Below are 21696 nucleotides of genomic sequence, written 5' to 3'. Positions count from 1 at the left end.
CCCACCCATACAAGGAATCTATGTTGAACTACCCTCAAGTCCCTCTCGACTTTATGAACCGCGACCATGCCGAGTTCGTCGCGCTGCGTGCCGGACTGCTCACCCAACTGGACGCACTATCACCGGAAACCGCGCTGGATGGATCGCTCGACGAGTTGCTGGAACACACCCGCCACCACTTTGCAGAGGAAGAACGCCATATGCAGGAAACCCGCTTTCCCCCGTCCCCCGTACACAAAGGCGAGCACGACGCCGTACTGGCCGACATGGCGGCGAAGATAGCCTATTGGAAACAAGGGCGAAAGCGGGACGATTTGCGCGATTGGCTGGAAGGGCCGGTCGGCGACTGGTTCGTCAACCACGTGGCAACCATGGATTTCGTGACAGCGGGCTTCATCGAAGCGCAGCGCGGGGTGCGGACATGAGCCATACCGTAGATCCCGCGCGACTGTTCGACCATTCCGCCTTCGCCGAACTGCTCAACGCCCTGCTCGACCTGCTGGACAACGAAGCCCCGGAAGGCGAGATCGACGCACAACTGCAAAGCCTGCAACAGCATCTGCAACAACAGTTCGCCGCCGAGGAGCAGGCCATGCAAACGGCCAATTTCCCCGGCGCCGACGGACACAAGACACACCACGACCGCGCGCTGAACAAGCTGGCGCAGCGCATCGCTCAGTGGCAACAAAGACATGACCGCAAGGTATTGCTGGATTATCTGGAGAACGAACTGGCCGAATGGTTCGTCAGCCACGTGAACATGCGCGATTTCATCACGGCAAAACACCTGTCGCTGCCGCGACAGGCAGATACCTAGCCCTGCGGCCCGCACTATCGCGGATCAAACAACGGGGAATGCTTCTGCAGCGTGGGCTTCATCAGCAGGTCTTCCTTGATGACATGGTCGATCAGCCAGTCCCGCAGCAAGGAAGTAAGGGCTTTGGCCGTTTCAGCCGACCATTCCTGCCCCATCGCTTCCACGTCACGCTTTACCTGTTCGAGTTTCACGAGCAAAGCGGCGTGGGATTCGCTCAGGTTGGGCACCTGTTTGTAGCCGGCCGCAAGCGCGATCTTTTCTTCCCTGACGAAATGCTGCTGCGAGTAATTGCCAAGGCTATCCACCCCGGCAATCAGTTCTTTCCGATTTTTGTTGCCCAATGATTCCTCGATCCGGTTGACGATATCGATGAGATACCGGTGATCGGAATCGATCACCTCGTTGCCCACGCTCAACTGTTCACGCCATACCAGTGCCATCTTTGCTCTCCCTGTCCAGTCTGTTATTTATTCCAATCCGAACGCAGGCCGCCTCATTCCAGGGACATTGCCTACGCCGTCCCCCCCACGGTCAGCCCGTCGATTCTCAGCGTCGGCTGCCCCACACCCACCGGCACACTCTGCCCTTCCTTGCCGCAAGTGCCCACGCCCGGATCGAGCGCCATGTCGTTGCCTATCATACTCACGCGCATCAGCGCATCCGGGCCGTTGCCGATCAGCGTCGCGCCCTTCACCGGATAGGTAATCTTGCCGTTTTCGATCATGTACGCCTCGGTGGTGGAGAACACGAACTTGCCGCTGGTGATATCCACCTGCCCGCCGCCGAAGTTCGCCGCATACAGGCCGTGCTCGACCGAGGCGATGATTTCGTCGCGCGTCTTGTCGCCGTTGAGCATCATGGTGTTGGTCATGCGCGGAATGGGCAGGTGCGCGAACGATTCGCGCCGCGCGTTGCCGGTCACCGGCACGCCCATCAGGCGCGCATTCATCGTGTCCTGCAGATAGCCGCGCAGGATACCGTCCTCGATCAGCACGGTGCGCTGCGTGGGATTGCCCTCGTCGTCCACGTTGAGCGAGCCGCGCCGCCCAGCGATGGTGCCGTCGTCCACCACGGTGACGCCCTTGGCCGCCACGCGCTCGCCGATGCGCCCCGAAAATGACGAACTGCCCTTGCGATTGAAGTCACCCTCCAGTCCGTGACCCACCGCTTCGTGCAGCAGAATGCCCGGCCAGCCGCTGCCCAGCACCACGGTCATGTTGCCCGCCGGGGCCGGGCGCGCATCGAGATTGATCACCGCTTGGTGCACCGCTTCTTTTGCATAGCGCTGCAACACTTCTTCGGTGAAATAGTCGAAGCCGAAACGCCCGCCGCCGCCCGACGAACCCTGCTCTCTACGCCCGCCTCCTTCCACTATCACCTGCAGCGAGAGTCGCACCAGGGGGCGAATGTCGGCGCTCATCAATCCGTCGTTGCGCGTCATCAACACCACATCGTATTCGCCCGCCAGATTTGCCATCACTTGCGTGACGCGCGGATCGAGCGCGCGCGCACAGCGTTCCAGGCGCTCCAGCAGTTGCACTTTTTCCCCGGCGCCGAGGGTGGCGATGGGGTCGTGCGGCAGGTAAAGATCATGCGACTTGCCCGCGTGCAGATGAGCCGCCTTCTGCTTGCCACCCTGGCGCGCAATGGCGCGCGTGGCCAGCGCGGCATCTTCCAGCGCGTTCAGCGTGATGTCGTCAGAATAGGCAAAAGCGGTTTTCTCGCCGCTCACCGCGCGCACGCCCACACCCTGGTCGATGTTGAAGCTGCCGGATTTGACGATGCCCTCTTCCAGCGACCAGCTCTCGGCGCGGCTGTACTGAAAATAAAGGTCCGCGTAGTCCACCTTGTGCGCGAGCATCTTGCCGAACACCTGCTCCAGATGGCGGGCTTCCAGTCCGTGGGCGGTGAGCAGCGCGCGTTGCGCCTGTTGCAGGATCGTGCTCATGTATTGCAGGACAAAGTGCGGTGCGACAGAACCGGCAGGCTGTTGCGCAGGCTGGCCTGGTAGCCGGGATTCACTTCGGCGATGACCACGCCGGAACCGCGCGGCAACTCGTCCATGATGCGCCCCCAGGGATCGACGACCATGGTGTGGCCGTGCGTCTCGCGTCCGCTCACATGGTAGCCGCCCTGCGCCGCAGCAATGACGTAGGACAGGTTTTCGATGGCGCGAGCGCGCACCAGCGGCTCCCAGTGCACTTTGCCGGTGGTGGCGGTAAATGCGGAAGGCAGCACGATGATGTTCACGTCCTTCATGGCCCGGAACAGCTCGGGGAAACGCAGGTCGTAACACACCGCCAGACCGATGCGACCGAACGGGCTATCCACCACCACCACCTTGTTTCCGGCCTCGATGGTGCTGGCTTCGTTGTAGTGCTCGTTGCCCAGCGTCAGGTTGAACAAATGGATCTTGTCGTAGCGCGCCACTTGCGCGCCCGCCTCGTCGAACACCAGACAACTGTTAATTACCTTGTCCGGAGAGCTGGCCGCCAGCGGCAGCGAACCGATGAGCCAAATCTTGTGCTTGCGCGCCATCTCGCTCATGAAACCCTGTATCGGCCCCTGACCGGGCTGTTCGCGAACCTTCACCTTGTCCTGCTCGTTCATGCCCATGATGGCGAAAAACTCCGGCAGCACCACCAGTTTCGCGCCCTGTTCGGCCGCATTGGCGATCAGGCGTCGCGCCTCGCTCAGATTGCCTTCGACCTTGGGGCCGGAGGCCATCTGGATGGCTGCAACCTTGAATGCGCTGAGTTGCGCGGCAATGCGGGACTGGGTGTTATCGAGATTGGACATATTCGATGGCTTTCAAATTATCGGTTATTCGGGCGTTACGTTTTTCCTGCACTTCATTCGCCGGTGAGCGGCCCGTTCTGAACCGCTTTGGACTGCACAACCTTGTCGACCTTGGGGTCTGCCCAACTGCCGCTTACATTGTATTCAAACGACACCAGCTTATCGAGAGGATCGCGCAAAATCTTGTTGGCCAGCAATACCCCCACACCGACCACGGGACCGGCCGCAAAGGAAAGCAGCGACACGTTATCGCCTATGGTCGGCATGATGCGCACCTTCAGGTTCTGCGTTTCGCGGTTCAGGTCGACCTGTCCGGTCATGGTGACCTTTGCCGAGGCTCCGGAGAGTTTCATGTCGTTGGTCAGCAACAGGCCGTTCACGATCTGCGCGTTGCCGGTGATGCTGTCGAACTGGAAGCCGTCGCTGAACACGTCGGTAAAGTCGAGCGTGATGCGCTTGGGGAGGGATTGCAGACTCAGCACCCCGAGCAGCTTCAGCGTGCCCACTTTGGAATCGTTGAGCTTGAGAAAACGCCCCTTGCCCACTTTCAGATTCATCGTCCCGTTCAGCTTGGCATTGTTGAAGCTACCCGGCGCCCCCGACCAGCGCAGATCGCTTTCCAGCGTGCCGCTGCCATCCTTGAGGCTGTCGGGATAACCGGAACGCGACAGGATTTTGCCCGCATCGCTGATATCCACGCGCAGCTTGACCTGGGTCTGTTCCGGCGCCGCCTGCCATTTGCCGCTCATGCTCAGCACGCCGTCCGGATTGATGAGCAACAGACTGTCCAACTGCACATCGCCGCCGGCTTCGCTCATCGCCACCTCCAGCTTGCCGAGCTGACGCCCCTTGTAGGTAAGCTTCTCCACCGCAACGTCCACTTCCGGGAAAGAAGTGTTGTCGGGCGCCCCTATATTCTCCGAATCGGCCGCCACGTCCGGCGCCGCCTCGCCCGGGCCTTCGCCCAGCATCGCGTTCCTGAAACGGCCCAGCAATTTGCCGTTGCCCTGCGGCTGCCAGATCACATCACCGTTCAATTCCCTGGAGGCAAGGCGCAAACTGAGCAGGCCGTTACGCGAACTGCCCTTGATGTCCAGTTCACCCACGGTATTGCCATAGCCGGTCAACTTGTCCACGTTCACGTCGATGCCCGCCACATTCGGCAGCGTTCCGCCGGCGCCATTACCCAGCCCCAGACCGCTCCATCCTTCCAGAGATGCGTGCGGCAAATTGCCGACGACCCATATCCCGCTCCCGCCGCGCGTGACCGCAGCGCCGCCGAGTGCGACCCGCCCGCTGCGGTAATTCCATATCCCTTCCGCATCCTTCACCCGCGCCAGCTTGGCATCGAGCAGCGCCCCATACTTCAGGCTCAGCATGTCCTGCTTCGGATTGATGCTCTTTTGCTCGAAGTGCAGCGGAATGCGCTCGCCGGCGCGTTTATCCAAGGGCGCGGGCAAGTTCGATGCGATGCCCTGCAGCTCGGAGTCCACCGTCACATCGACCAGCTTGTTCTGCACGTGTATATCGGCCCGCCAGTCGGCGCTGCCATGCACGCGATTCAGCAGGGGATGCGGTTTCAGTTTGTTGAGATTGTCCAGATCGAGCTTGCCGCTGGCCTTGGTAACCAGCGCACCATTTTCGCTGAGTACCATCAGTTGCGCCGGACCACCCAGTATCTGGGCGTTTATATCCCCCGCATTCACCGACGACTCGGTGAACATGAGCGCGCCGTTCACCTTGCGCAACAGCGGAACCTGCGTTCCGATGTCGACTTCGTTGTTCACGAAACGGTAGTCGCCGCGCACCTTGACCGGCTCCTCGCCGGTCAGCGGTATGTCGACTTGCAGGCTGAGCTTGCCATCGCCCTTGGCCGTGATGCCCTCGGTGAATCCGTCGAGATAGCCGTTTACCGGGCTCGCGACGATGTAGTCCAGGCAGCGCTGCGTCGACTCCACCGCCTCGCCGCGCACCTGCAGCAGCAGATTGTGATCCAGCAGGTTGGGAATGCCCACCACGACGTTTTGCAGGCGCGCGCCGTTGGTCGTGGCCGTCTTCGCCCTGACTTCCAGCTTGTTGCCCTCGATCAGCAACTCGGCCTGCGCATCTTCAAGTCTGGGCCAGCCCTCGATGAACTCCATGTCCACACCCTTGGCCCGCGCTTCCAGACGGAAGATGCCGCGCGCATTGCCGACAAAGGGAAAATCGCGCAGATTGCCGCGCAGGCGCACGTGGAACCTGTCCGCCTGCCCGTCCTGCAGCGCGGCCTGCAGCCAGTCGCGCGTTTTCTTGTTCACCGCCGGTACCGGCGTGTAGTGCGCGGTGCGCTGCACCGCGACGCGTGTCATCTCCACCGTGGCATCGACCGAACCGGGACCGTCGGCCTCGGCCTGGTAGCTGCCGAAAATAGTTCCGGCCAGATCGGCATTGGCGAGTTCGACGTTGCTCAACTTGATCTCAAGCCCGCGCGAATTGCGCTGCCAACCGAGGCGTGCCGTCAACTTGTCGAACTCCACCGGCTCCGCAAACAGTTGCGGCGCGTCGAGTTTGAGCTTGCGGCTGTCCAGCACCAGCGCGCCACCGCTGTCCGCGCCATCCACCTTGCCGCTCAGGCCGGAGAACCCGGGCAGGTTGCCGACACGGTGCATGGACAATCCGTCGAAGACCGCCTTGACTTCATACCGGGCGATATCGTCGAAACCGCCCTGCCACTGCGCCTGCAGGTCGGCGACTTCGCCGCGCGGCGCGGCCTCCATCCAGCGTTTCTTGATGTCCTCGTTCAGCGGCAGATAGTTCATCAATTTGACGAACCCGCCCAGGCGCAGCGAGTTTGCACGTATCTCGCCGGAAGGCTGCTGGTTGGCGCCATCGCCCTGCATGAGGCGCAGGTAGAAATCCGTCGGCTTCAATTCAAAGCCGTCGCGCATCTGCAGTGAAAGCCGCTGCGTGACCACCTCGAAGCCGCGTTCCAGTTGATGCCAGCCGATGCGCCCGCGCATCTCGCGCAGTTCAAGCTGCGGCAATTCTTCCGACAGGCGCGCCTGCACGCCGGCCAGGGCGACATCGGCATCCACGCTGCGCAGCTCACCCTGCTCGAAACCCAGCCACAGGCGCAGCGCCCCCTTGCCGTGCCTGAACGCATTGGGCAGCGTCACCCAGGGCTTCCAGGCCAGCACGTCCGCGTATTCGAGCCGGGTGTAGAGTTCCCCGCGCCAGTCGCCCATGTCGGCCAGGCTGTCGCCTTTAAAGCTGCCGCGCACGTCCAGGCGGGAAGCCAGTTTCTCCGGTGCCGACGCGCGCACCGCAAAGCGGTGGCGTCCACGCCGGTTGTCTATGCTCAGGTCGACCTGTTCCAGCACCAGCGGCGGCGCGGCGCGCAATTCGTCCTGCCAGGTAATGCGCCCGTTGCGAATCACGATATTCGACTGGTGCAGCAGCCAGTCCGAATTGCTGCGCTCGCCCCCGGAGCGCTCGCCCAGCGCGATTCCCGCCACATGCAGAAGCCCCTGCGCATCGCGCCGCACCGACAGATCCGGACGATCCACCAGCAGACTGTGGAAACGCAGCTCGAAGGCGGGCAGGCTCGTCCACGCCACCGTGTTTTCCAGGCGCGGCAGACTCAGGGCAACTTGCCCCTGCTTGTCCAGAATCTGCACATCGGACAGCAACAGGCGCGGCCGCAAGCCATCCCAGTCGGCGCCTATCTTGCCGATGGTCAGTGGCTGCCCGATGGCCGCGCTCGCGGCGGTGGTGATTTGCGCGTGATAGCGCTCGATATTCGGCAAGATCTGATAGCGCAATGTCAGCAGCACTACGGCGCCGACGATCACAAACAGCGACGCGAGTTCCAGCGCAATGCGCGTGAAACGCCCCGTCCTGCGCCGACCGCGTAGGAAAGAGTCTTTCAGCATCGTGCGCAAGTACGGTGCGATAGTTTCAAGTTGTGGGATGCGGGAGACATGAAGAACCTATAATGCGGCACAAAGGACAGTGCAACCATTTTAACCCGAAGCCCCCTCCATGAATACCGAAAACCCTCGCCCCACAGCCGATTTCGACGCAATGGTGAGCCATGCGCGACACTGCAGCCGTTATCTCGCCCGCCTGCTCGATGCCGAGCCGGAGCTGACCGGATGGCTGCGCGACCATTACCTCGCCCCTTGCGATAGCCAAGCCATCGGCCGCTGGCTGGAAGCACTGCCTGCGGAAGACGAAGGACAGCTGTCTGCGGCTTTGCGCGGCCTGCGCAAGCGCGTAATGCTGCATGTGCTGACGCGCGACCTGAACGGGCTTGCCGATCTGGACGAAGTGATGCGCAGCATGACCGCTCTCGCCGAACTCGCCGTGCAGCATGCGCACCGCCACGCCATGCAGGCGCTGGTGGCGCAATACGGACAACCGCTCGGGGCGGAAAGCGGAAAACCGCAGGAACTGCTGGTGATCGGCATGGGCAAGCTGGGCGGCGGCGAGCTCAACGTTTCTTCCGACATCGACCTGATCTTCGTCTATCCCGAGGACGGCGAAACCGATGGCCCGCGAACCGTAAACAACCACGAGTTTTTCAACCGTCTCGGGCGCAAACTGATTGCCCTCATCAACGACCTGACCGCGGACGGCTATGTATTCCGCGTCGACATGCGCCTGCGCCCCTACGGCGACAGCGGCCCGCTGACCATGAGCTTTGCCGCACTGGAGGAGTATCTGGTGGCGCAGGGACGCGAATGGGAACGCTATGCGTGGATCAAGGCGCGCGTCGTGTCGCCCGCGAACTGCCTGCACACCGCAGAACTGGAAAAACTCGCGCAGCCGTTCGTGTTCCGCAAATACCTGGATTTCGGCGTCTTCGATTCCATGCGCAAACTGCATGCGCAGATCCGTGCCGAAGTGGAGCGCCGCGACCGGTTTCACAACATCAAGCTCGGCCCCGGCGGCATACGCGAGATCGAATTCATCGCACAGGTATTCCAGCTGATTCGCGGCGGTCGCGATGTGCGCCTGCGCATCCGCCCCACGCAGCAGGTGCTGCGCCAACTGGTTCTCAACGGCGAACTCAGCGCCGACACGGTCACACGCCTGAACGAGAGCTATATTTTCCTGCGCAACCTCGAACACCGCCTGCAATACCTGGACGACCAGCAGACTCAGGAATTGCCCGCAGACGCCGAAGTGCAAGCCGTCATCGCGACCGCGATGGGTTTTGCCGACTATGCGGCGCTGCTCGCCGCGCTCGATCCGCTGCGCGACTTCGTCAGCCGCCAATTCGAAACCGTGTTCGGCGAGAAGCAGGAAGCCACCGAATGCACCTGGTGGCACGACGCCGCCAAGACGGAAGAACTCGATGCTGCGCTCGCCAAGCTCGGCTTCGCCGACAGTGCGTCCCTGGCCGAAAACCTGCTGCAATTCCGCAACGGCAGCCGCTACCAGCAACTGCCTGAAGTCAGCCGCCACCGCCTGGATGCGCTGGTGCCGCGTCTGGCCGAGCTGTGCGCGGAAACCTCCAACTCCGACGCGGCACTGCGCCGCACGCTGGTGCTGCTGGAAGCCATCGCGCGGCGCGCGGCCTATCTCGCCTTCTTGGCCGAATATCCGCAAGCCTTGCCGCGCCTCGTGCGCCTGCTTGCCGCCAGCGCCTGGGCGGGCGACTACCTGACGCAGCACCCCATCCTGCTCGACGAATTGCTGGATACGCGCGAACTGTACGTGGCGCCGGATTGGGCGGCACTGGATGCGCAGCTTGCGATGCAACTCGAAGCGCACGCGGGCGACACCGAACGCGAGATGGACGCGATGCGCCAGTTCCAGCAGACGCAGACCTTCCATCTGCTGGCAATGGATCTGCAGGGACTGCTGCCTCTGGAAAAATTGAGCGACCACCTGAGCGACCTCGCCGATCTCATCCTGCGCCACGCGCTGCGCCAGTGCTGGCGCGATGCGCGGAAGAAGCACCGCGAGGACGCGCGCTTCGCCGTCATCGCCTACGGCAAACTGGGAGGGCGCGAACTGGGATACGCCTCCGATCTCGATATCGTGTTCCTGTACGACGACGACCATCCCGAAGCGGGCGAAATCTACGCGCGCCTGGCGCAACGCATCAATACCCTGCTCTCCAGCCACACCGCTTCCGGGCGTTTGTACGAAGTCGACCTGCGCCTGCGCCCCAACGGGGACAGCGGCCTGCTGGTCAGTTCGATAGGCGCATTCGAGGAATACCAGCGCAAGAATGCCTGGGTGTGGGAACACCAGGCGCTGACGCGTGCCCGCTATTGCGCGGGCGATGCCGCTGTCGGCGCGGATTTCGGCCGCATCCGCAACGAAGTGCTGCGCATGCCGCGCGACATTGCCAAACTGCGGCTGGATGTGATCGAGATGCGCCGCAAGATGCACGAAGGCCATGCGAACACGACCGACTTGTTCGACATCAAACACGACAGCGGCGGCATGGTGGACATCGAGTTCATGGTGCAGTTTCTGGTGCTGGCGCATGCCGCCGCGCACGCCGAATTGACCGCAAACAGCGGCAATCTCGCCCTGCTGGAAACCGCAGCAAAGTTGAATTTGATCGACGTTGAAATCAGCAACCGGGTGCGCGAACTGTACCGGGAACTGCGCGTCATTCAGCACCAGATGCGCCTGAACAACCAGTCCCCGTGCCGCATCGCGCAGGACAGGCTGGATACCGCCCCGGTGCTGGCGCTCTGGAAAGTCCTGCTGGAAACGGATTAGCCGGTGACGGCCGTGCCGGATGCGGGCAACTGATAGATGTTGCTGGTGTTCTGCCCGACGCGCCCGATAAGGCGATACGACGTCATTTCGCCCTTGCCCTTGACGTTGAGCACATTGGGCGGCTCAAACAGGAACTCGTGGCGCAGGCGGTTGAAAGTCAGTTTGTCGCACAGGATGTTGCCCTGCTTGGCATCGTCGGTGAGCCGGCTGGCGATGTTGACCGTATCGCCCCACAGGTCGTAGATAAAGCGCTTGGTTCCGATCACGCCCGCCACCACCGGACCGGTGGCAATACCGATATGGATGCCGAGATCGCGCTTGACCAGTGCCGGATGCTTGGCGACGAAATCCAGCATCTCGATGGCCATGTTCGCCATATCTTCCACATAGTCCGGACGCTCGCGCGACAGCCCTCCCACCACCATATAGGCATCGCCTATGGTCTTGATCTTCTCCAAGCCGTATTTTTCGGAAAGGTCGTCAAAACCGGAGAACACCGTATTCAGCAGCCCCACCATCTGTTCGGGCGACATCTGCTCGGTGAGTTGGGTGAAGTTGACCAGGTCGGCGAACATGACGGTGACGTCGGCGTACCCGTCGGCGATCAGGCCCTGGTTGTTCTTCAGGCGCTCGGCAATGTTGGAGGGCAGCACGTTGAACAGCACACGCTCGGATTTTTTCTGTTCTTCCGCCAGCAGGGCATGCTGCTGGTCGAGCTGGGTCTTGATCTTTTCGGTCTCGATGACGAAGTGGCGCACCAGGAAATACACAATGGACGACATCGCCGCAAAGTTGAGCGCAAAGAACACGCCGATGGTGTTCATCGGAATGCCCGTCGCGGAGCCGGTGCTCAGGTAGAAATCGAAGAAGCCGGACACGGCCGTCAGCACGATGTAGGCAAAAAACCAGGGGATGGATTCGCGCCAGTTCGACACCACCAGCGCGCCGATCGGTGCCAGCAGCGCCCACAAAGCCACGCCGCTGGAAGTCACCGAACTGCCGATGCTCCATTGCATGATGAAGGGGGCGAACAGGAACAGGGAAAGCTGGACGAAGCGAAGCACTTCGAAATTGCGGGTCTTAACGTAGTAAACCAGCGAGGCGACCGAGATGACCTGATAACCCAACGGAACGTTGCTGGAAAAATTAATCCCCATCGCCCAATAGATGGCCAGCCACAGCATGACCCCCAACGTCATGAATGCCGCCGCGAAGATGAGCAGACTCTTGCGCAGCTTCTCTTCCTGCGTATCCATCATTTCCGGCTTGATTTCCTGCGAACCGATGTGCTGCGCCATTCCGCCCCCCCGCGTATGTAAGCGATGATTACACGTAACTGCCGCAAAAGGAATACGCCAAAACGCATTACCCGCACTCATTCCATCCCCGCGCTTCATTATCGGAGCAGAAACAGCTAGAATCGCTGCCCTCGCAACAACAAAACGAATTAAGGAAATCACCATGTCCATGTCCGACCGCGATGGCTTCATTTGGTACGACGGCAAGCTCGTACCTTGGCGCGAAGCCACCACCCACGTGCTTACCCATACGCTGCATTACGGCATGGGGGTATTCGAAGGCGTGCGGGCGTACAAGACCACAACGGGAACAGCGATATTCCGCCTGCAGGAGCATACCGACCGACTGTTCAACTCGGCTTTTATCTTCAAGATGAAGATGCCGTTCGACAAGGCCACACTCATGGAAGCGCAAAAGGAAGTCGTGCGCTCGAACAAGCTGGAATCCTGCTACATCCGCCCCATCGTGTTCTACGGTTCGGAAGCGATGGGCATCGCCGCCACCAGCATCAGCGTGCATGTCGCCGTGGCCGCATGGCCGTGGGGGGCGTACCTGGGCGAAGAAGGCATGGCCAAAGGTATCCGCGTAAAAACTTCCAGCTTTACCCGCCATCATGTGAACATCAACATGTGCCGTTCCAAGTCGGTCGGCACCTATACCAACTCCATCCTGGCGCATCAGGAAGTGGCGCACGACGGCTACGACGAAGCACTGCTGCTGGATGTGGACGGCTACGTGGCCGAGGGCGCGGGCGAAAATATTTTCATCGTGAAGAAGGGCAAGCTGTACACGCCGGACCTGACTTCGTGCCTGGAAGGCATCACGCGCGACTCCATCGTCACGCTGGCCAAGGACATGGGCCTGGAATTGATCGAAAAGCGCATCACGCGCGACGAAGTGTATTGCGCCGAGGAAGCCTTCTTCACCGGCACCGCAGCCGAAGTCACGCCCATCCGCGAACTGGACAACCGCACCATAGGCGCAGGCTGCCGCGGACCGGTCACGACCAAACTGCAGGCGGCCTTCTTCGAGATCGTCGCCGGCAAGAACGCCAAGTACGCCGATTGGCTGGCGCACGTATAACAACGCAAGGCCGCCTCTAATAATTCAAAGTTCTAAGCAAGACAAGGCGCGAGCAAAAAATTACGACGCGGCATATGTGTGATATGTAAGGAGTAATTTTTTGAGAGCAACGCAGTATTGCGACGAAATTTGGAATATTAGAGGTGGCCGTAAAACCCGGGGGAAAAATATGTCGAACGATAGTTACGTCGAAGTCACCGCAGAAGCCTTGCCCCTGTACTGCCCGACCCCGGCAGTCAGCCTGTGGAGTGCGCACCCGCGCGTTGCCATACCGGTGGACAAGCTGGGCGAGGCGCGCTGCCCGTATTGCGGCACGCTGTACAAGTTCAAGGGCGAATTGCCCAAGGGACATCATTGAAGCGCAGTTTTCTTCCTCCGCCCGACACCAAGTGAAAAACATCCTCATCATCGCACCGAGCTGGGTGGGCGACTGCGTGCTGATGCAGCCCATGCTGCAACGTCTGCAACAACGACATACGGGTGTGCGTCTCGATGTGCTGGCTCCGCCCTGGACGGAGAAGCTGCTGCGGCTGATGCCGGAAGTCCACGACGTCATCGTCAACCCCTTTCCGCACGGTGATTTCAACTGGTCCGCCCGGCGTTCGCTCGGCGCCCAATTGCGTGACAAACAATACGACAAGGCCATCGTGCTGCCCAACTCGTGGAAATCCGCGCTGGTGCCCTTCTTTGCCGACATCCCGGTGCGTACCGGTTTCGTGGGCGAAATGCGTTACGGCCTGCTCAACGACGCGCGCAAACTGAACAAGAAAGCGCTGCCGCTGATGGTGGAGCGCTTCGCCCAGCTTGCCGAAGCCCCGCAAGCCGAGATTCCGCGTCCGCTGGCCAATCCGCACCTGCAGGTGAGCGACGCGCAGCGCCAGCAGGCCCTGGAAAAATTCGGCCTGTACCGCGACAAACCCGTTGCAGTGTTCTGCCCCGGCGCGGAATACGGCCCGGCCAAGCGCTGGCCGCCCCAGTATTACGCCGAATTGGCCCAGTATCTGCGCGCCCACGGCTATGCAATCTGGCTGATCGGCTCGCCCAAGGACAAGGATATTGCCGACACCATCATCGCGCTGGGCAACGAACCCTGCCGCAACCTGTGCGGCGTAACCGACATTGCCGAAGCGGTCGCGCTGATTTCCTGCGCCGACCTGGTGGTCAGCAACGACTCCGGCCTGATGCACATTGCCGCCGCGCTGGACCGCCCGCTACTGGCGATCTTCGGCTCCAGCAGCCCGCAGTTCACACCGCCCCTGTCGGCACAGGCGCAGGTGCTCAAACTCGACCTGCCGTGCAGCCCCTGCTTCAAGCGCGAGTGACCGCTGGGCCATTTCAACTGCATGATCAAGATTCCCCCGAAAGAAGTCGCCCGACACATCACCCTGCAAAAGAAAGAATAGTCATGGCCAGCGTTCCCAAAGAAATCTTCAAGGCGTATGACATACGCGGCATCGTCGGCAAGTCGCTAACAGATGAAATCGTGGAAGCCATCGGTCATGCCATCGGCTCCGAAGCGGTCGCGCGCAAACAGACCGGCATCGCCATCGGCCGCGACGGCCGCTTGTCCGGCCCCGGGTTCGCCAAAGCCCTGGCGCGCGGCATCCAGAAGAGCGGCATCAACGTGATCGACGTCGGCATGGTCGCCACGCCGATGACCTACTTCGCCGCTTTCCAGCTCAAGACCGATTGCGCGGTGATGATCACCGGCAGCCACAACCCGCCCGATTACAACGGGCTGAAGATGGTACTGGCAGGCGAAACCCTGTCCGGCGAAACCATCCAGAAGCTGCGCACCCGCATCGAAACCAACGACCTCGCGCACGGCAACGGCAGCTACTCGCAATACGACATCGCGCCGGAATACCTGGCGCGCATCATCGGCGACATCAAGTTGGCGCGCCCGCTCAACATCACCGTGGATTGCGGCAACGGCGTGGCCGGAGATTTCGCCGCCACGCTGTATCGCGGCATCGGCTGCACGGTCACGGAAATGTTCTGCGACGTGGACGGCAATTTCCCCAACCACCATCCCGACCCGTCCGACCCGCACAATCTGGTCGACCTGATTGCCGCTTTGAAAGCCAACGACTGTGAACTGGGCCTGGCTTTCGACGGCGACGGCGACCGGCTGGGCGTGGTCACCAAGGACGGCAAGATCATCTTCCCGGATCGCCAACTGATGCTGTTCGCCGCCGACGTGCTGAGCCGCAACGCGGGTGCCGAAATCATTTTCGACGTGAAGTCCACGCGCAACCTGTTTCCGTGGATACGCGAACACGGCGGCAAGCCCACGCTGTGGAAGACCGGACATTCGCTGGTGAAAGCAAAGATGCGCGAGACCGGCGCCCTGCTGGCCGGCGAAATGAGCGGCCATGTGTTCTTCAAAGAACGCTGGTACGGTTTCGACGACGGACTTTATGCCGGAGCGCGGCTGCTGGAGATATTGAGCAAGGTTGCCGATGCGAGCGCCACGTTGAATGCCCTGCCGGATGCGGTATGCACGCCGGAGTTGCACATCCATACGGCGGAAGGCGTAAACCATACGCTGATCGCACGCCTGCAAAAGGAAGCCCGCTTTACCGACGCCAAAGACATCATCACCATCGACGGACTGCGTGTGGAATATGCCGACGGCTTCGGCCTGATGCGTCCTTCCAATACCACGCCAGTGATTGTGTTGCGCTTCGAGGCTGATGACGCTGCGGCCCTGCGCCGCATCCAGAATGATTTCCGCCGTATCTTGTTGTCGGCGGCACCGGATTTATCGCTGCCGTTCTAGACCGCGCCAGCCTTAGCGGGGAGTGGCGCGCCTGTCGACAGCCGCGCGCGGGCGGGAATTCTGCAGCCCCTGACCGCTCAGCCAGCCGAGGTCGGCCAGCTCACGCAAGAGTTGGGTGAATTCGGCCAAGTTGGCCGGTTTTTTGACGAAGCTGTTGGCACCCAACTGGTAGCTCAACACCACATCCGGGGATTCATGCTGTTCGGAGTAGACCACGATGGGCACATCCTGCATGCGCGCTTCCATGCGCAAGGTGCGCAGGACGGCCAGACCGGCCAGCTTGGGAAGTTTCAGATCGAGCAAAATCATGCGCGGCATCGAATAACCGCGCTCCACAGTATCGGACAGCCATTCCAGCGCCTCGCCCGCATCGTTTGCCACAGCCAGATGCAATTCTTCCGGGCAGCTCGCAACCGCCTGCCGTATCAGCAGCACCTCGGCCTCACCGTCTTCGACCAACAGTATTGTCTCGTTCTCTTGTCTCAGCATTGCCAACCAACCCATAAATGATCGGGAATCGTCGTAGTGTAACCGCTACGCGCGGCCCACACCTTATTCTTATGCCATACCGTTCCGCACGCGACACTCGCGCCCCGCGCATTGGCCGGTATTTTATCTAGAGTTTGGACTTCGCCCAAGCTGCAACGGAGGCCAAAGCTGCGGGTAAGTGTTCCGGCTGGGTGCCGCCGGCTTGCGCCATGTCGGGGCGTCCGCCGCCTTTGCCGCCGACCTGTTGCGCGACGAAGTTCACCAGTTCGCCCGCTTTGACTTTGGCTGTGGCGTCCGCCGTCACGCCCGCGATCAGGCTCACCTTGCCGTCACCCACCGCCGCCAGCAGAATCACGGCAGATTTCAGTTTATCTTTCAGCTTATCCATGGTCTCGCGCAACACTGCTGCATCCGCGCCATCCAGCTTGGCGGCCAGCACTTTCACGCCGTTGATGTCCTGCGCTTGCGCCAGCAGCTCGTCGCCCTGCGAGGATGCGAGTTTGGACTTCAAAGCCGCCAATTCCTTTTCCAGCGACTTCACGTTATCCATGATCTGTGCAATGCGCGCGGCAGCCTCCTGCGGTTGCGCCTTGACGGCATCGGCGACTTGCTGCAACTGCTGTTCCTGCGCCTGAACCAGTGCCAGCGCACCTTCGCCCGTCACCGCTTCCACGCGGCGCACGCCTGCGGCGACGCCGCTTTCGGCCACGATCTTGAACAGGCCGATGTCGCCGGTGCGCTTCACGTGCGTACCGCCGCACAACTCGATGGACGAGCCAATATTCAGTACGCGCACCACATCGCCGTATTTCTCGCCGAACAACATCATCGCGCCGGTCTTCTGCGCATCGTCAATCGCCATCACGCGCGACTGGCATTCCGCATTGGCCAGAATCTCGGCATTTACAATCGCTTCCACTTTGCGGATTTCGGCATCGCTCATCGGTTGCGTATGCACGAAGTCGAAGCGCGTCTTGTCGGGGTCGACTTGCGAACCTTTCTGCTGCACATGCGTACCCAGCACCTCGCGCAAGGCCTTGTGCATCAGGTGCGTGGCCGAGTGATTGCGCACAGTGCGGCTGCGTGCCGCGACATCCACTTTCGCCGTGACGCCGTTGCCCACCGTCAGCTTGCCGGTTTTCACCACACCGTGATGCCCGAACACGGTAGCTTGTATCTTCTGCGTGTCTTCCACAGCGAATATGCCATGCACGCTGCGCAACTCGCCGCAGTCGCCGACCTGGCCGCCGGATTCGGCATAGAACGGGGTGTCATCCAGCACCACCACGCCCATGTCGCCTTCGACCAGTTCGTTCACCTCAACGCCGTCCTTGTACAAGGCGAGGACGTTGCCTTTGTGGTCCAGTGTGTCGTAACCGTGAAAAGTCGTTGCCGGGCCGGAATATTCGAGGTTCGCGGCCATTTTAAACTTGCCCGCTGCACGCGCCTGCTCCTTTTGCCGAGCCATGGCCGCATTGAAGGCAGCATCGTCCACCTTCACACCGCGCTCGCGGCAGATGTCGGCGGTCAAGTCGAGCGGGAAACCGTAGGTGTCGTGCAGTTTGAAGGCGGTCTCGCCGTTGAATACCTTATTGCCCGCCTTGTCCATTTCGGCCAGTTCGGTTTCGAGGATCGCCATGCCGTGTTCGATTGTCGCAAAGAAACGTTCTTCTTCCAGCTTGAGAATGCCCTTCACGCGCGCTTGTTCCGCGACCAGCTCTGGATACGCAACACCCATCTGCTCCACCAGATCGGGCACCATCTTGTAGAAGAACGCATCGCGCGCCCCCAGCTTGTACCCGTGGCGGATCGCGCGGCGGATGATGCGGCGCAGCACGTAGCCGCGGCCTTCGTTGCCCGGAATGACGCCGTCGGCGATCAGGAAGGAGCAGGCACGGATGTGGTCGGCCAGCACGCGCAAAGACGGCTGGTCGAGGTTGCTTTGCTTGGTCTCGCGCGCGGCCGCCTTGATCAACGCCTGGAACAGGTCGATCTCGTAGTTAGCATGAACATGCTGCAACACTGCCGAGATGCGCTCCAGTCCCATGCCGGTGTCCACCGAGGGCTTGGGCAACGGATGCATCACGCCCGCTTCGTCGCGGTTGAATTGCATGAACACGTTGTTCCAGATTTCGATGTAACGATCGCCGTCTTCCTCGGGCGTGCCGGGCAGACCGCCGGGAATGTGCGCGCCGTGGTCGTAGAAAATTTCGGTGCAGGGACCGCAGGGGCCGGTGTCGCCCATCATCCAGAAGTTGTCGGATGCATAGCGCGCCCCCTTGTTGTCGCCGATACGGATCACGCGGTCTGCCGACAGGCCGACTTCCTTGGTCCAAATGTCGTACGCCTCGTCGTCCTCGGCATACACGGTGACATAGAGCTTATCCTTGGGCAGCTTGAATACTTCGGTAAGCAGTTCCCAGGCGTACTTGATCGCATCGCGCTTGAAGTAGTCGCCAAAGCTGAAGTTGCCAAGCATCTCGAAGAAAGTGTGGTGGCGCGCGGTGTAGCCTACGTTTTCCAGGTCGTTGTGCTTGCCGCCGGCGCGCACACATTTCTGCGAGGTCGTGGCGCGGGTATAGGGGCGTTTGTCGAAACCGAGAAAAACATCCTTGAACTGGTTCATGCCCGCGTTGGTGAACAACAGCGTAGGGTCTTCATGCGGCACCAACGAACTGGAGGCGACTATCGTGTGGCCTTTGGAGGCGAAATAATCGAGGAATTTCTGACGGATTTCACTGCTTTTCATGATGCACCCTGAACTCAATAGTCACATTCCAGCCAAGCTGGACAAGGCGCGCATCATACCATGGGGAGGATTTTAGCCGCTTGGGGAGAGCAACCAGAACTGGCCGCCCGGGAAGCTGCTTATGTAGCGTGCAATAACGCTCTCCTGAACCTGACGAAGGGCAAACGGCATTGCACCATTTTCCACATAACATCCGGTGCAATGCACTACGTTTATTGCACGCTTGCTCAATAATCCACCTGACGCGCAGTACTACAAATTTTCCTCACCTTATCACTCACATACAAGCGTCTTCTACACGAACGGGGAACGCCAACATGAAGGGTTGACGGTATTGCTCCAAAATGGCCGTTTCGCGATGATGACGTCAACCCCTCGATAGCGTTGCGCGGCGATCTGCCGGGATCGCATAGACCCGGCAAGCGTTTAACGAATATCGTCTTGCCGCCGTCCGGAGAGATGTACCGGATAGCGGCGTGGAAACCCGCACAGACATTCAACCCCTGAAAGGAGCCATATCATGAATGGAATGGTAGGCGGTATTGGCGGCGCTGGCATGATAGGCGGCATGGCGGGCATTGGCGGCGTGGCTGGCGGCGCAGCAATAGGCGGTGTGGCCGGCGCAGGTGCCGTAGCGCCATCGGCGGGAGTTGCAGCTCCCCAATCGCCATCCGGCATCACGGTAAACATTTCCGATGCTTCCAAGGCGGCGCTGGCTGCGGACATCACGAATGCAAAGCCTGCGAGCGTGGTCCTCCTGACCGGAGCCGACGCAGTCAACGGTACGTCCATAACCGCAAATTTCCCGGATAAAATTTCCATTGCCACATTGCAGAATCTACTGGGCTGGAACAAGTTCGATGATTCGATCGCAGCATTGTTGCTGGCCCTGCTGCTATTGCATGAGTCGGAGAAAAAATGACCGACCTCCCACGCAACCTGCATGAAGGCAATGCAGGGGCGCAGCCCGGAGACGAACCAGCCTCATTGGCCCTGTCGCTCACTCAACAGGCGGTGGCACGACTCGCAAAACAACTGAAGATAGACTTGAGCGATAAAAATCTGCTCAATATTGTTATCGCGCGCGCGCAGAACACCCTGAAAGCTGCGGGCAACCAGGTTTCAGCACATCCCGCACGGCATATGGAGCCAGCCAAAAATCCGGGAATCATTCCCCTCTATGTACAGCAAGCCCTGAATACTTACCGTGAAATAGACACGCTTCCGTCGGAACCGGAATAGCTCGTCAGTATGAGGCGCAATGGCGTGCGCCATGCAAAGCATATTCCTTTCCCGAACGCCGCGCCCCCGACATCCTAGGCAAACACCATCACACGAAAAATTGTTGTTTCAGCCACGCGCACTCATGGCCCATCGTCGCCCGATTCCGCCGCGCGCAACAACTTGAAAATCACATCCATGGAAAACCCGCGCGACTGCAGAAAGCGTATTTGTTTGGCTTTTTCTTTGGAGTCCTGAGGCTGGATACCGAACTTCCTTTGCCACACTTGGCTTGCCGATTCCAGTTCTGTTTCTTTCAGTTGCGGCAAGGCATCGGAAATCAGGTTCTCGGGAATGCCTTTTTGACGGAGCTCGTGGGCGATGCGCTGGGTGCCGAAGCGGCCGCGCTTGGCGTCCACCCATTGCGTGGTGGCACGTGCATCGGACAGCCAGTTGCGTTTTTCCAGTTCGTCCAGCACCGCATCGAGGTCTTCGCCCTCCTGCACATGCGGCAGCAGCTTGCTGTGCAGTTCGGCCCGGCTATGTTCGCGCCGCGCCAGATAGCGCATGGCGCGGACACGCAGGCTTAATTCAGGCTTGTTCCTCAACGGCTTTCGAACCTGCTTTGGCACTGGATTTTTCGCTTCCTTTCGCCGTTGCTTTTTCAGCGACCTCCAGTTTCGCCACGCCGACGGCTTCACGTATGCTGTTTTCGATCTCGGCGGCGATGTCCGGATGGCTCTTCAGGAATTCACGCGCGTTGTCCTTGCCTTGGCCGATTTTTTCGCCCTTGTAGGCATACCAGGCACCGGATTTTTCGACCAGCTTGTGCAGCACGCCCAGTTCGACGATTTCGCCTTCGCGCGAGATGCCTTCCCCGTACAAAATATCGAAGTTGGCTTCGCGGAACGGGGGCGCAACCTTGTTCTTGACCACTTTGACGCGGGTTTCGTTGCCGATGACTTCGTCGCCCTTTTTGATCGCGCCGGTACGGCGGATGTCCATGCGCACCGAGGCATAAAACTTGAGCGCGTTGCCGCCGGTGGTGGTTTCGGGGTTGCCGAACATCACGCCGATCTTCATGCGGATCTGGTTGATGAAGATGACCATGGTGTTGGAGCGGTTGATGTTGGCCGTAAGCTTGCGCAGGGCTTGCGACATCAGGCGCGCATGCAGGCCCATTTGTGCGTCGCCCATTTCGCCTTCGATTTCGGCCTTCGGGGTAAGGGCGGCAACTGAGTCCACCACCACGATATCGACGGAGCCGGAGCGCACCAGCATATCGACGATTTCCAGCGCCTGCTCACCGTTGTCCGGCTGCGAAATGAGCAGGTCTTCCACCCTGACGCCCAGCTTTTGCGCGTACTGCGGATCAAGCGCGTGTTCCGCGTCGATAAAGGCAGCGGTGCCGCCGAGTTTTTGCATCTCGGCGATGACTTGCAGGGTAAGTGTGGTTTTGCCGGAAGATTCCGGGCCGTAGATTTCGATCACGCGGCCGCGCGGCAAACCGCCGACGCCCAATGCGATGTCCAGACCCAGCGAACCGGTGGAGACAACCTCGACATCCTTGATTGCTTCGCCCTCGGCTAGGCGCATGATGGAGCCCTTGCCGAACTGTTTTTCGATCTGGCTCAGTGCCGCCGCGAGTGCCTTGCTCTTGTTGTCATCCATTTGTGTTCCCCTTTCAAAAATTCGATGGGGCGGATTGTGGCACAACAATTCGGACTTGTACAG

General features: G+C 60.5%; 18 protein-coding genes. 9 read left to right on the top strand and 9 right to left on the bottom strand.

The annotated features are described in order from the left end of the window. Nucleotides 1-20 precede the first annotated feature (20 nt). Nucleotides 21-425: a bacteriohemerythrin gene (locus tag Q7V20_RS16280; protein ID WP_304793427.1), complete on the top strand. Its 405-nt coding sequence runs from the start codon at nucleotides 21-23 to the stop codon at nucleotides 423-425. Beyond that, nucleotides 422-817 carry a hemerythrin family protein gene (locus Q7V20_RS16275; protein ID WP_304793425.1) on the top strand — a complete coding sequence of 132 codons (396 nt, stop codon included), beginning with the start codon at nucleotides 422-424 and terminating at the stop codon, nucleotides 815-817. Before Q7V20_RS16280 ends, Q7V20_RS16275 begins: the two co-directional genes overlap by 4 nt. A gap of 14 nt (nucleotides 818-831) precedes the next feature. On the opposite strand, the gene Q7V20_RS16270 is transcribed toward Q7V20_RS16275, so the two are convergent. The 4 genes from Q7V20_RS16270 to Q7V20_RS16255 form a co-directional block, all read right to left on the bottom strand. Then, nucleotides 832-1257 carry a bacteriohemerythrin gene (locus Q7V20_RS16270; protein WP_304793422.1) on the bottom strand — a complete coding sequence of 142 codons (426 nt, stop codon included), beginning with the start codon at nucleotides 1255-1257 and terminating at the stop codon, nucleotides 832-834. A 71-nt stretch (nucleotides 1258-1328) separates the two neighbouring features. Further along, nucleotides 1329-2765 (bottom strand): metalloprotease TldD, encoded by a 1437-nt coding sequence (tldD, locus tag Q7V20_RS16265; protein WP_304793419.1) that lies wholly within the window; start codon nucleotides 2763-2765, stop codon nucleotides 1329-1331. Further along, complete coding sequence (locus tag Q7V20_RS16260; protein ID WP_370652486.1) at nucleotides 2762-3544, bottom strand: carbon-nitrogen hydrolase family protein; 783 nt, start codon at nucleotides 3542-3544, stop codon at nucleotides 2762-2764. The genes tldD and Q7V20_RS16260 overlap by 4 nt, the downstream gene beginning before the upstream one ends. Nucleotides 3545-3669: 125 nt before the next feature. After that, nucleotides 3670-7527 (bottom strand): YhdP family protein, encoded by a 3858-nt coding sequence (locus Q7V20_RS16255; protein ID WP_304793413.1) that lies wholly within the window; start codon nucleotides 7525-7527, stop codon nucleotides 3670-3672. A gap of 109 nt (nucleotides 7528-7636) precedes the next feature. Here Q7V20_RS16255 and glnE point away from each other — a divergent pair, with 109 nt between their 5' ends. Beyond that, nucleotides 7637-10339: a bifunctional [glutamate--ammonia ligase]-adenylyl-L-tyrosine phosphorylase/[glutamate--ammonia-ligase] adenylyltransferase gene (gene glnE, locus Q7V20_RS16250; protein WP_304793410.1), complete on the top strand. Its 2703-nt coding sequence runs from the start codon at nucleotides 7637-7639 to the stop codon at nucleotides 10337-10339. Here glnE and Q7V20_RS16245 read toward each other — a convergent pair. Continuing rightward, nucleotides 10336-11637, bottom strand: coding sequence for an adenylate/guanylate cyclase domain-containing protein (locus tag Q7V20_RS16245; RefSeq protein WP_304793407.1), 1302 nt, complete (start codon nucleotides 11635-11637; stop codon nucleotides 10336-10338). The two genes, glnE and Q7V20_RS16245, sit on opposite strands and share 4 nt — an antisense overlap. 163 nt (nucleotides 11638-11800) lie before the next feature. Here Q7V20_RS16245 and Q7V20_RS16240 point away from each other — a divergent pair, with 163 nt between their 5' ends. The 4 genes from Q7V20_RS16240 to Q7V20_RS16225 all read left to right on the top strand — a co-directional run bounded on the left by Q7V20_RS16240 (nucleotide 11801) and on the right by Q7V20_RS16225 (nucleotide 15503). After that, entirely contained in the window at nucleotides 11801-12721 is a 921-nt protein-coding gene (locus tag Q7V20_RS16240) for a branched-chain amino acid transaminase (RefSeq protein WP_304793404.1), read from the top strand. Between the two features lie 169 nt (nucleotides 12722-12890). Continuing rightward, on the top strand, nucleotides 12891-13079 hold the full coding sequence (locus tag Q7V20_RS16235) for a zinc-finger domain-containing protein (RefSeq protein ID WP_304793401.1): 189 nt from the start codon (nucleotides 12891-12893) through the stop codon (nucleotides 13077-13079). Nucleotides 13080-13110: 31 nt separating this feature from the next. Beyond that, entirely contained in the window at nucleotides 13111-14043 is a 933-nt protein-coding gene (waaF, locus tag Q7V20_RS16230) for a lipopolysaccharide heptosyltransferase II (RefSeq protein WP_304793398.1), read from the top strand. Between the two features lie 83 nt (nucleotides 14044-14126). After that, a complete protein-coding gene (locus Q7V20_RS16225) occupies nucleotides 14127-15503 on the top strand; it encodes a phosphomannomutase/phosphoglucomutase (RefSeq protein WP_304793395.1) in 1377 nt (458 codons plus the stop codon). A 12-nt stretch (nucleotides 15504-15515) separates the two neighbouring features. Here the strand turns inward: Q7V20_RS16225 and Q7V20_RS16220 are convergent, their stop codons facing one another. Both Q7V20_RS16220 and alaS read right to left on the bottom strand, forming a co-directional pair. Next, nucleotides 15516-15962 carry a response regulator gene (locus Q7V20_RS16220; protein ID WP_304793392.1) on the bottom strand — a complete coding sequence of 149 codons (447 nt, stop codon included), beginning with the start codon at nucleotides 15960-15962 and terminating at the stop codon, nucleotides 15516-15518. Nucleotides 15963-16119: 157 nt separating this feature from the next. Then, nucleotides 16120-18741 carry an alanine--tRNA ligase gene (alaS, locus tag Q7V20_RS16215; RefSeq protein ID WP_304793389.1) on the bottom strand — a complete coding sequence of 874 codons (2622 nt, stop codon included), beginning with the start codon at nucleotides 18739-18741 and terminating at the stop codon, nucleotides 16120-16122. Between the two features lie 520 nt (nucleotides 18742-19261). Here alaS and Q7V20_RS16210 point away from each other — a divergent pair. Further along, nucleotides 19262-19663 (top strand): hypothetical protein, encoded by a 402-nt coding sequence (locus Q7V20_RS16210; RefSeq protein WP_304793386.1) that lies wholly within the window; start codon nucleotides 19262-19264, stop codon nucleotides 19661-19663. Next, nucleotides 19660-19983 (top strand): hypothetical protein, encoded by a 324-nt coding sequence (locus Q7V20_RS16205; RefSeq protein ID WP_304793384.1) that lies wholly within the window; start codon nucleotides 19660-19662, stop codon nucleotides 19981-19983. The genes Q7V20_RS16210 and Q7V20_RS16205 overlap by 4 nt, the downstream gene beginning before the upstream one ends. 122 nt (nucleotides 19984-20105) lie before the next feature. On the opposite strand, the gene recX is transcribed toward Q7V20_RS16205, so the two are convergent. Continuing rightward, nucleotides 20106-20531: a recombination regulator RecX gene (gene recX / locus Q7V20_RS16200; protein WP_304793381.1), complete on the bottom strand. Its 426-nt coding sequence runs from the start codon at nucleotides 20529-20531 to the stop codon at nucleotides 20106-20108. A 22-nt stretch (nucleotides 20532-20553) separates the two neighbouring features. Then, nucleotides 20554-21633, bottom strand: coding sequence for a recombinase RecA (gene recA, locus Q7V20_RS16195; RefSeq protein WP_304793378.1), 1080 nt, complete (start codon nucleotides 21631-21633; stop codon nucleotides 20554-20556). Nucleotides 21634-21696: the final 63 nt, after the last annotated feature.

Source organism: Aquabacterium sp. (assembly GCF_030652515.1).
Lineage (GTDB): Bacteria > Pseudomonadota > Gammaproteobacteria > Burkholderiales > Burkholderiaceae_C > Aquabacterium.
Note: the sequence above shows the minus strand (reverse complement) of the source record. Positions and strands in the feature narration are given on the sequence as shown.

Bases quoted from the DNA above. Each gene is read 5' to 3' on its own strand.
- Q7V20_RS16205 (WP_304793384.1), top strand. From the start codon at position 19,660: ATGACCGACCTCCCACGCAACCTGCATGAAGGCAATGCAGGGGCGCAG.
- alaS (WP_304793389.1), bottom strand. From the start codon at position 18,741: ATGAAAAGCAGTGAAATCCGTCAGAAATTCCTCGATTATTTCGCCTCC.
- Q7V20_RS16280 (WP_304793427.1), top strand. From the start codon at position 21: ATGTTGAACTACCCTCAAGTCCCTCTCGACTTTATGAACCGCGACCAT.
- Q7V20_RS16235 (WP_304793401.1), top strand. From the start codon at position 12,891: ATGTCGAACGATAGTTACGTCGAAGTCACCGCAGAAGCCTTGCCCCTG.
- Q7V20_RS16245 (WP_304793407.1), bottom strand. From the start codon at position 11,637: ATGGCGCAGCACATCGGTTCGCAGGAAATCAAGCCGGAAATGATGGAT.
- recX (WP_304793381.1), bottom strand. From the start codon at position 20,531: ATGCGCTATCTGGCGCGGCGCGAACATAGCCGGGCCGAACTGCACAGC.
- tldD (WP_304793419.1), bottom strand. From the start codon at position 2,765: ATGAGCACGATCCTGCAACAGGCGCAACGCGCGCTGCTCACCGCCCAC.
- Q7V20_RS16275 (WP_304793425.1), top strand. From the start codon at position 422: ATGAGCCATACCGTAGATCCCGCGCGACTGTTCGACCATTCCGCCTTC.
- Q7V20_RS16270 (WP_304793422.1), bottom strand. From the start codon at position 1,257: ATGGCACTGGTATGGCGTGAACAGTTGAGCGTGGGCAACGAGGTGATC.
- Q7V20_RS16255 (WP_304793413.1), bottom strand. From the start codon at position 7,527: ATGCTGAAAGACTCTTTCCTACGCGGTCGGCGCAGGACGGGGCGTTTC.
- Q7V20_RS16240 (WP_304793404.1), top strand. From the start codon at position 11,801: ATGTCCATGTCCGACCGCGATGGCTTCATTTGGTACGACGGCAAGCTC.
- Q7V20_RS16210 (WP_304793386.1), top strand. From the start codon at position 19,262: ATGAATGGAATGGTAGGCGGTATTGGCGGCGCTGGCATGATAGGCGGC.
- Q7V20_RS16225 (WP_304793395.1), top strand. From the start codon at position 14,127: ATGGCCAGCGTTCCCAAAGAAATCTTCAAGGCGTATGACATACGCGGC.
- Q7V20_RS16260 (WP_370652486.1), bottom strand. From the start codon at position 3,544: ATGGCCTCCGGCCCCAAGGTCGAAGGCAATCTGAGCGAGGCGCGACGC.
- glnE (WP_304793410.1), top strand. From the start codon at position 7,637: ATGAATACCGAAAACCCTCGCCCCACAGCCGATTTCGACGCAATGGTG.
- recA (WP_304793378.1), bottom strand. From the start codon at position 21,633: ATGGATGACAACAAGAGCAAGGCACTCGCGGCGGCACTGAGCCAGATC.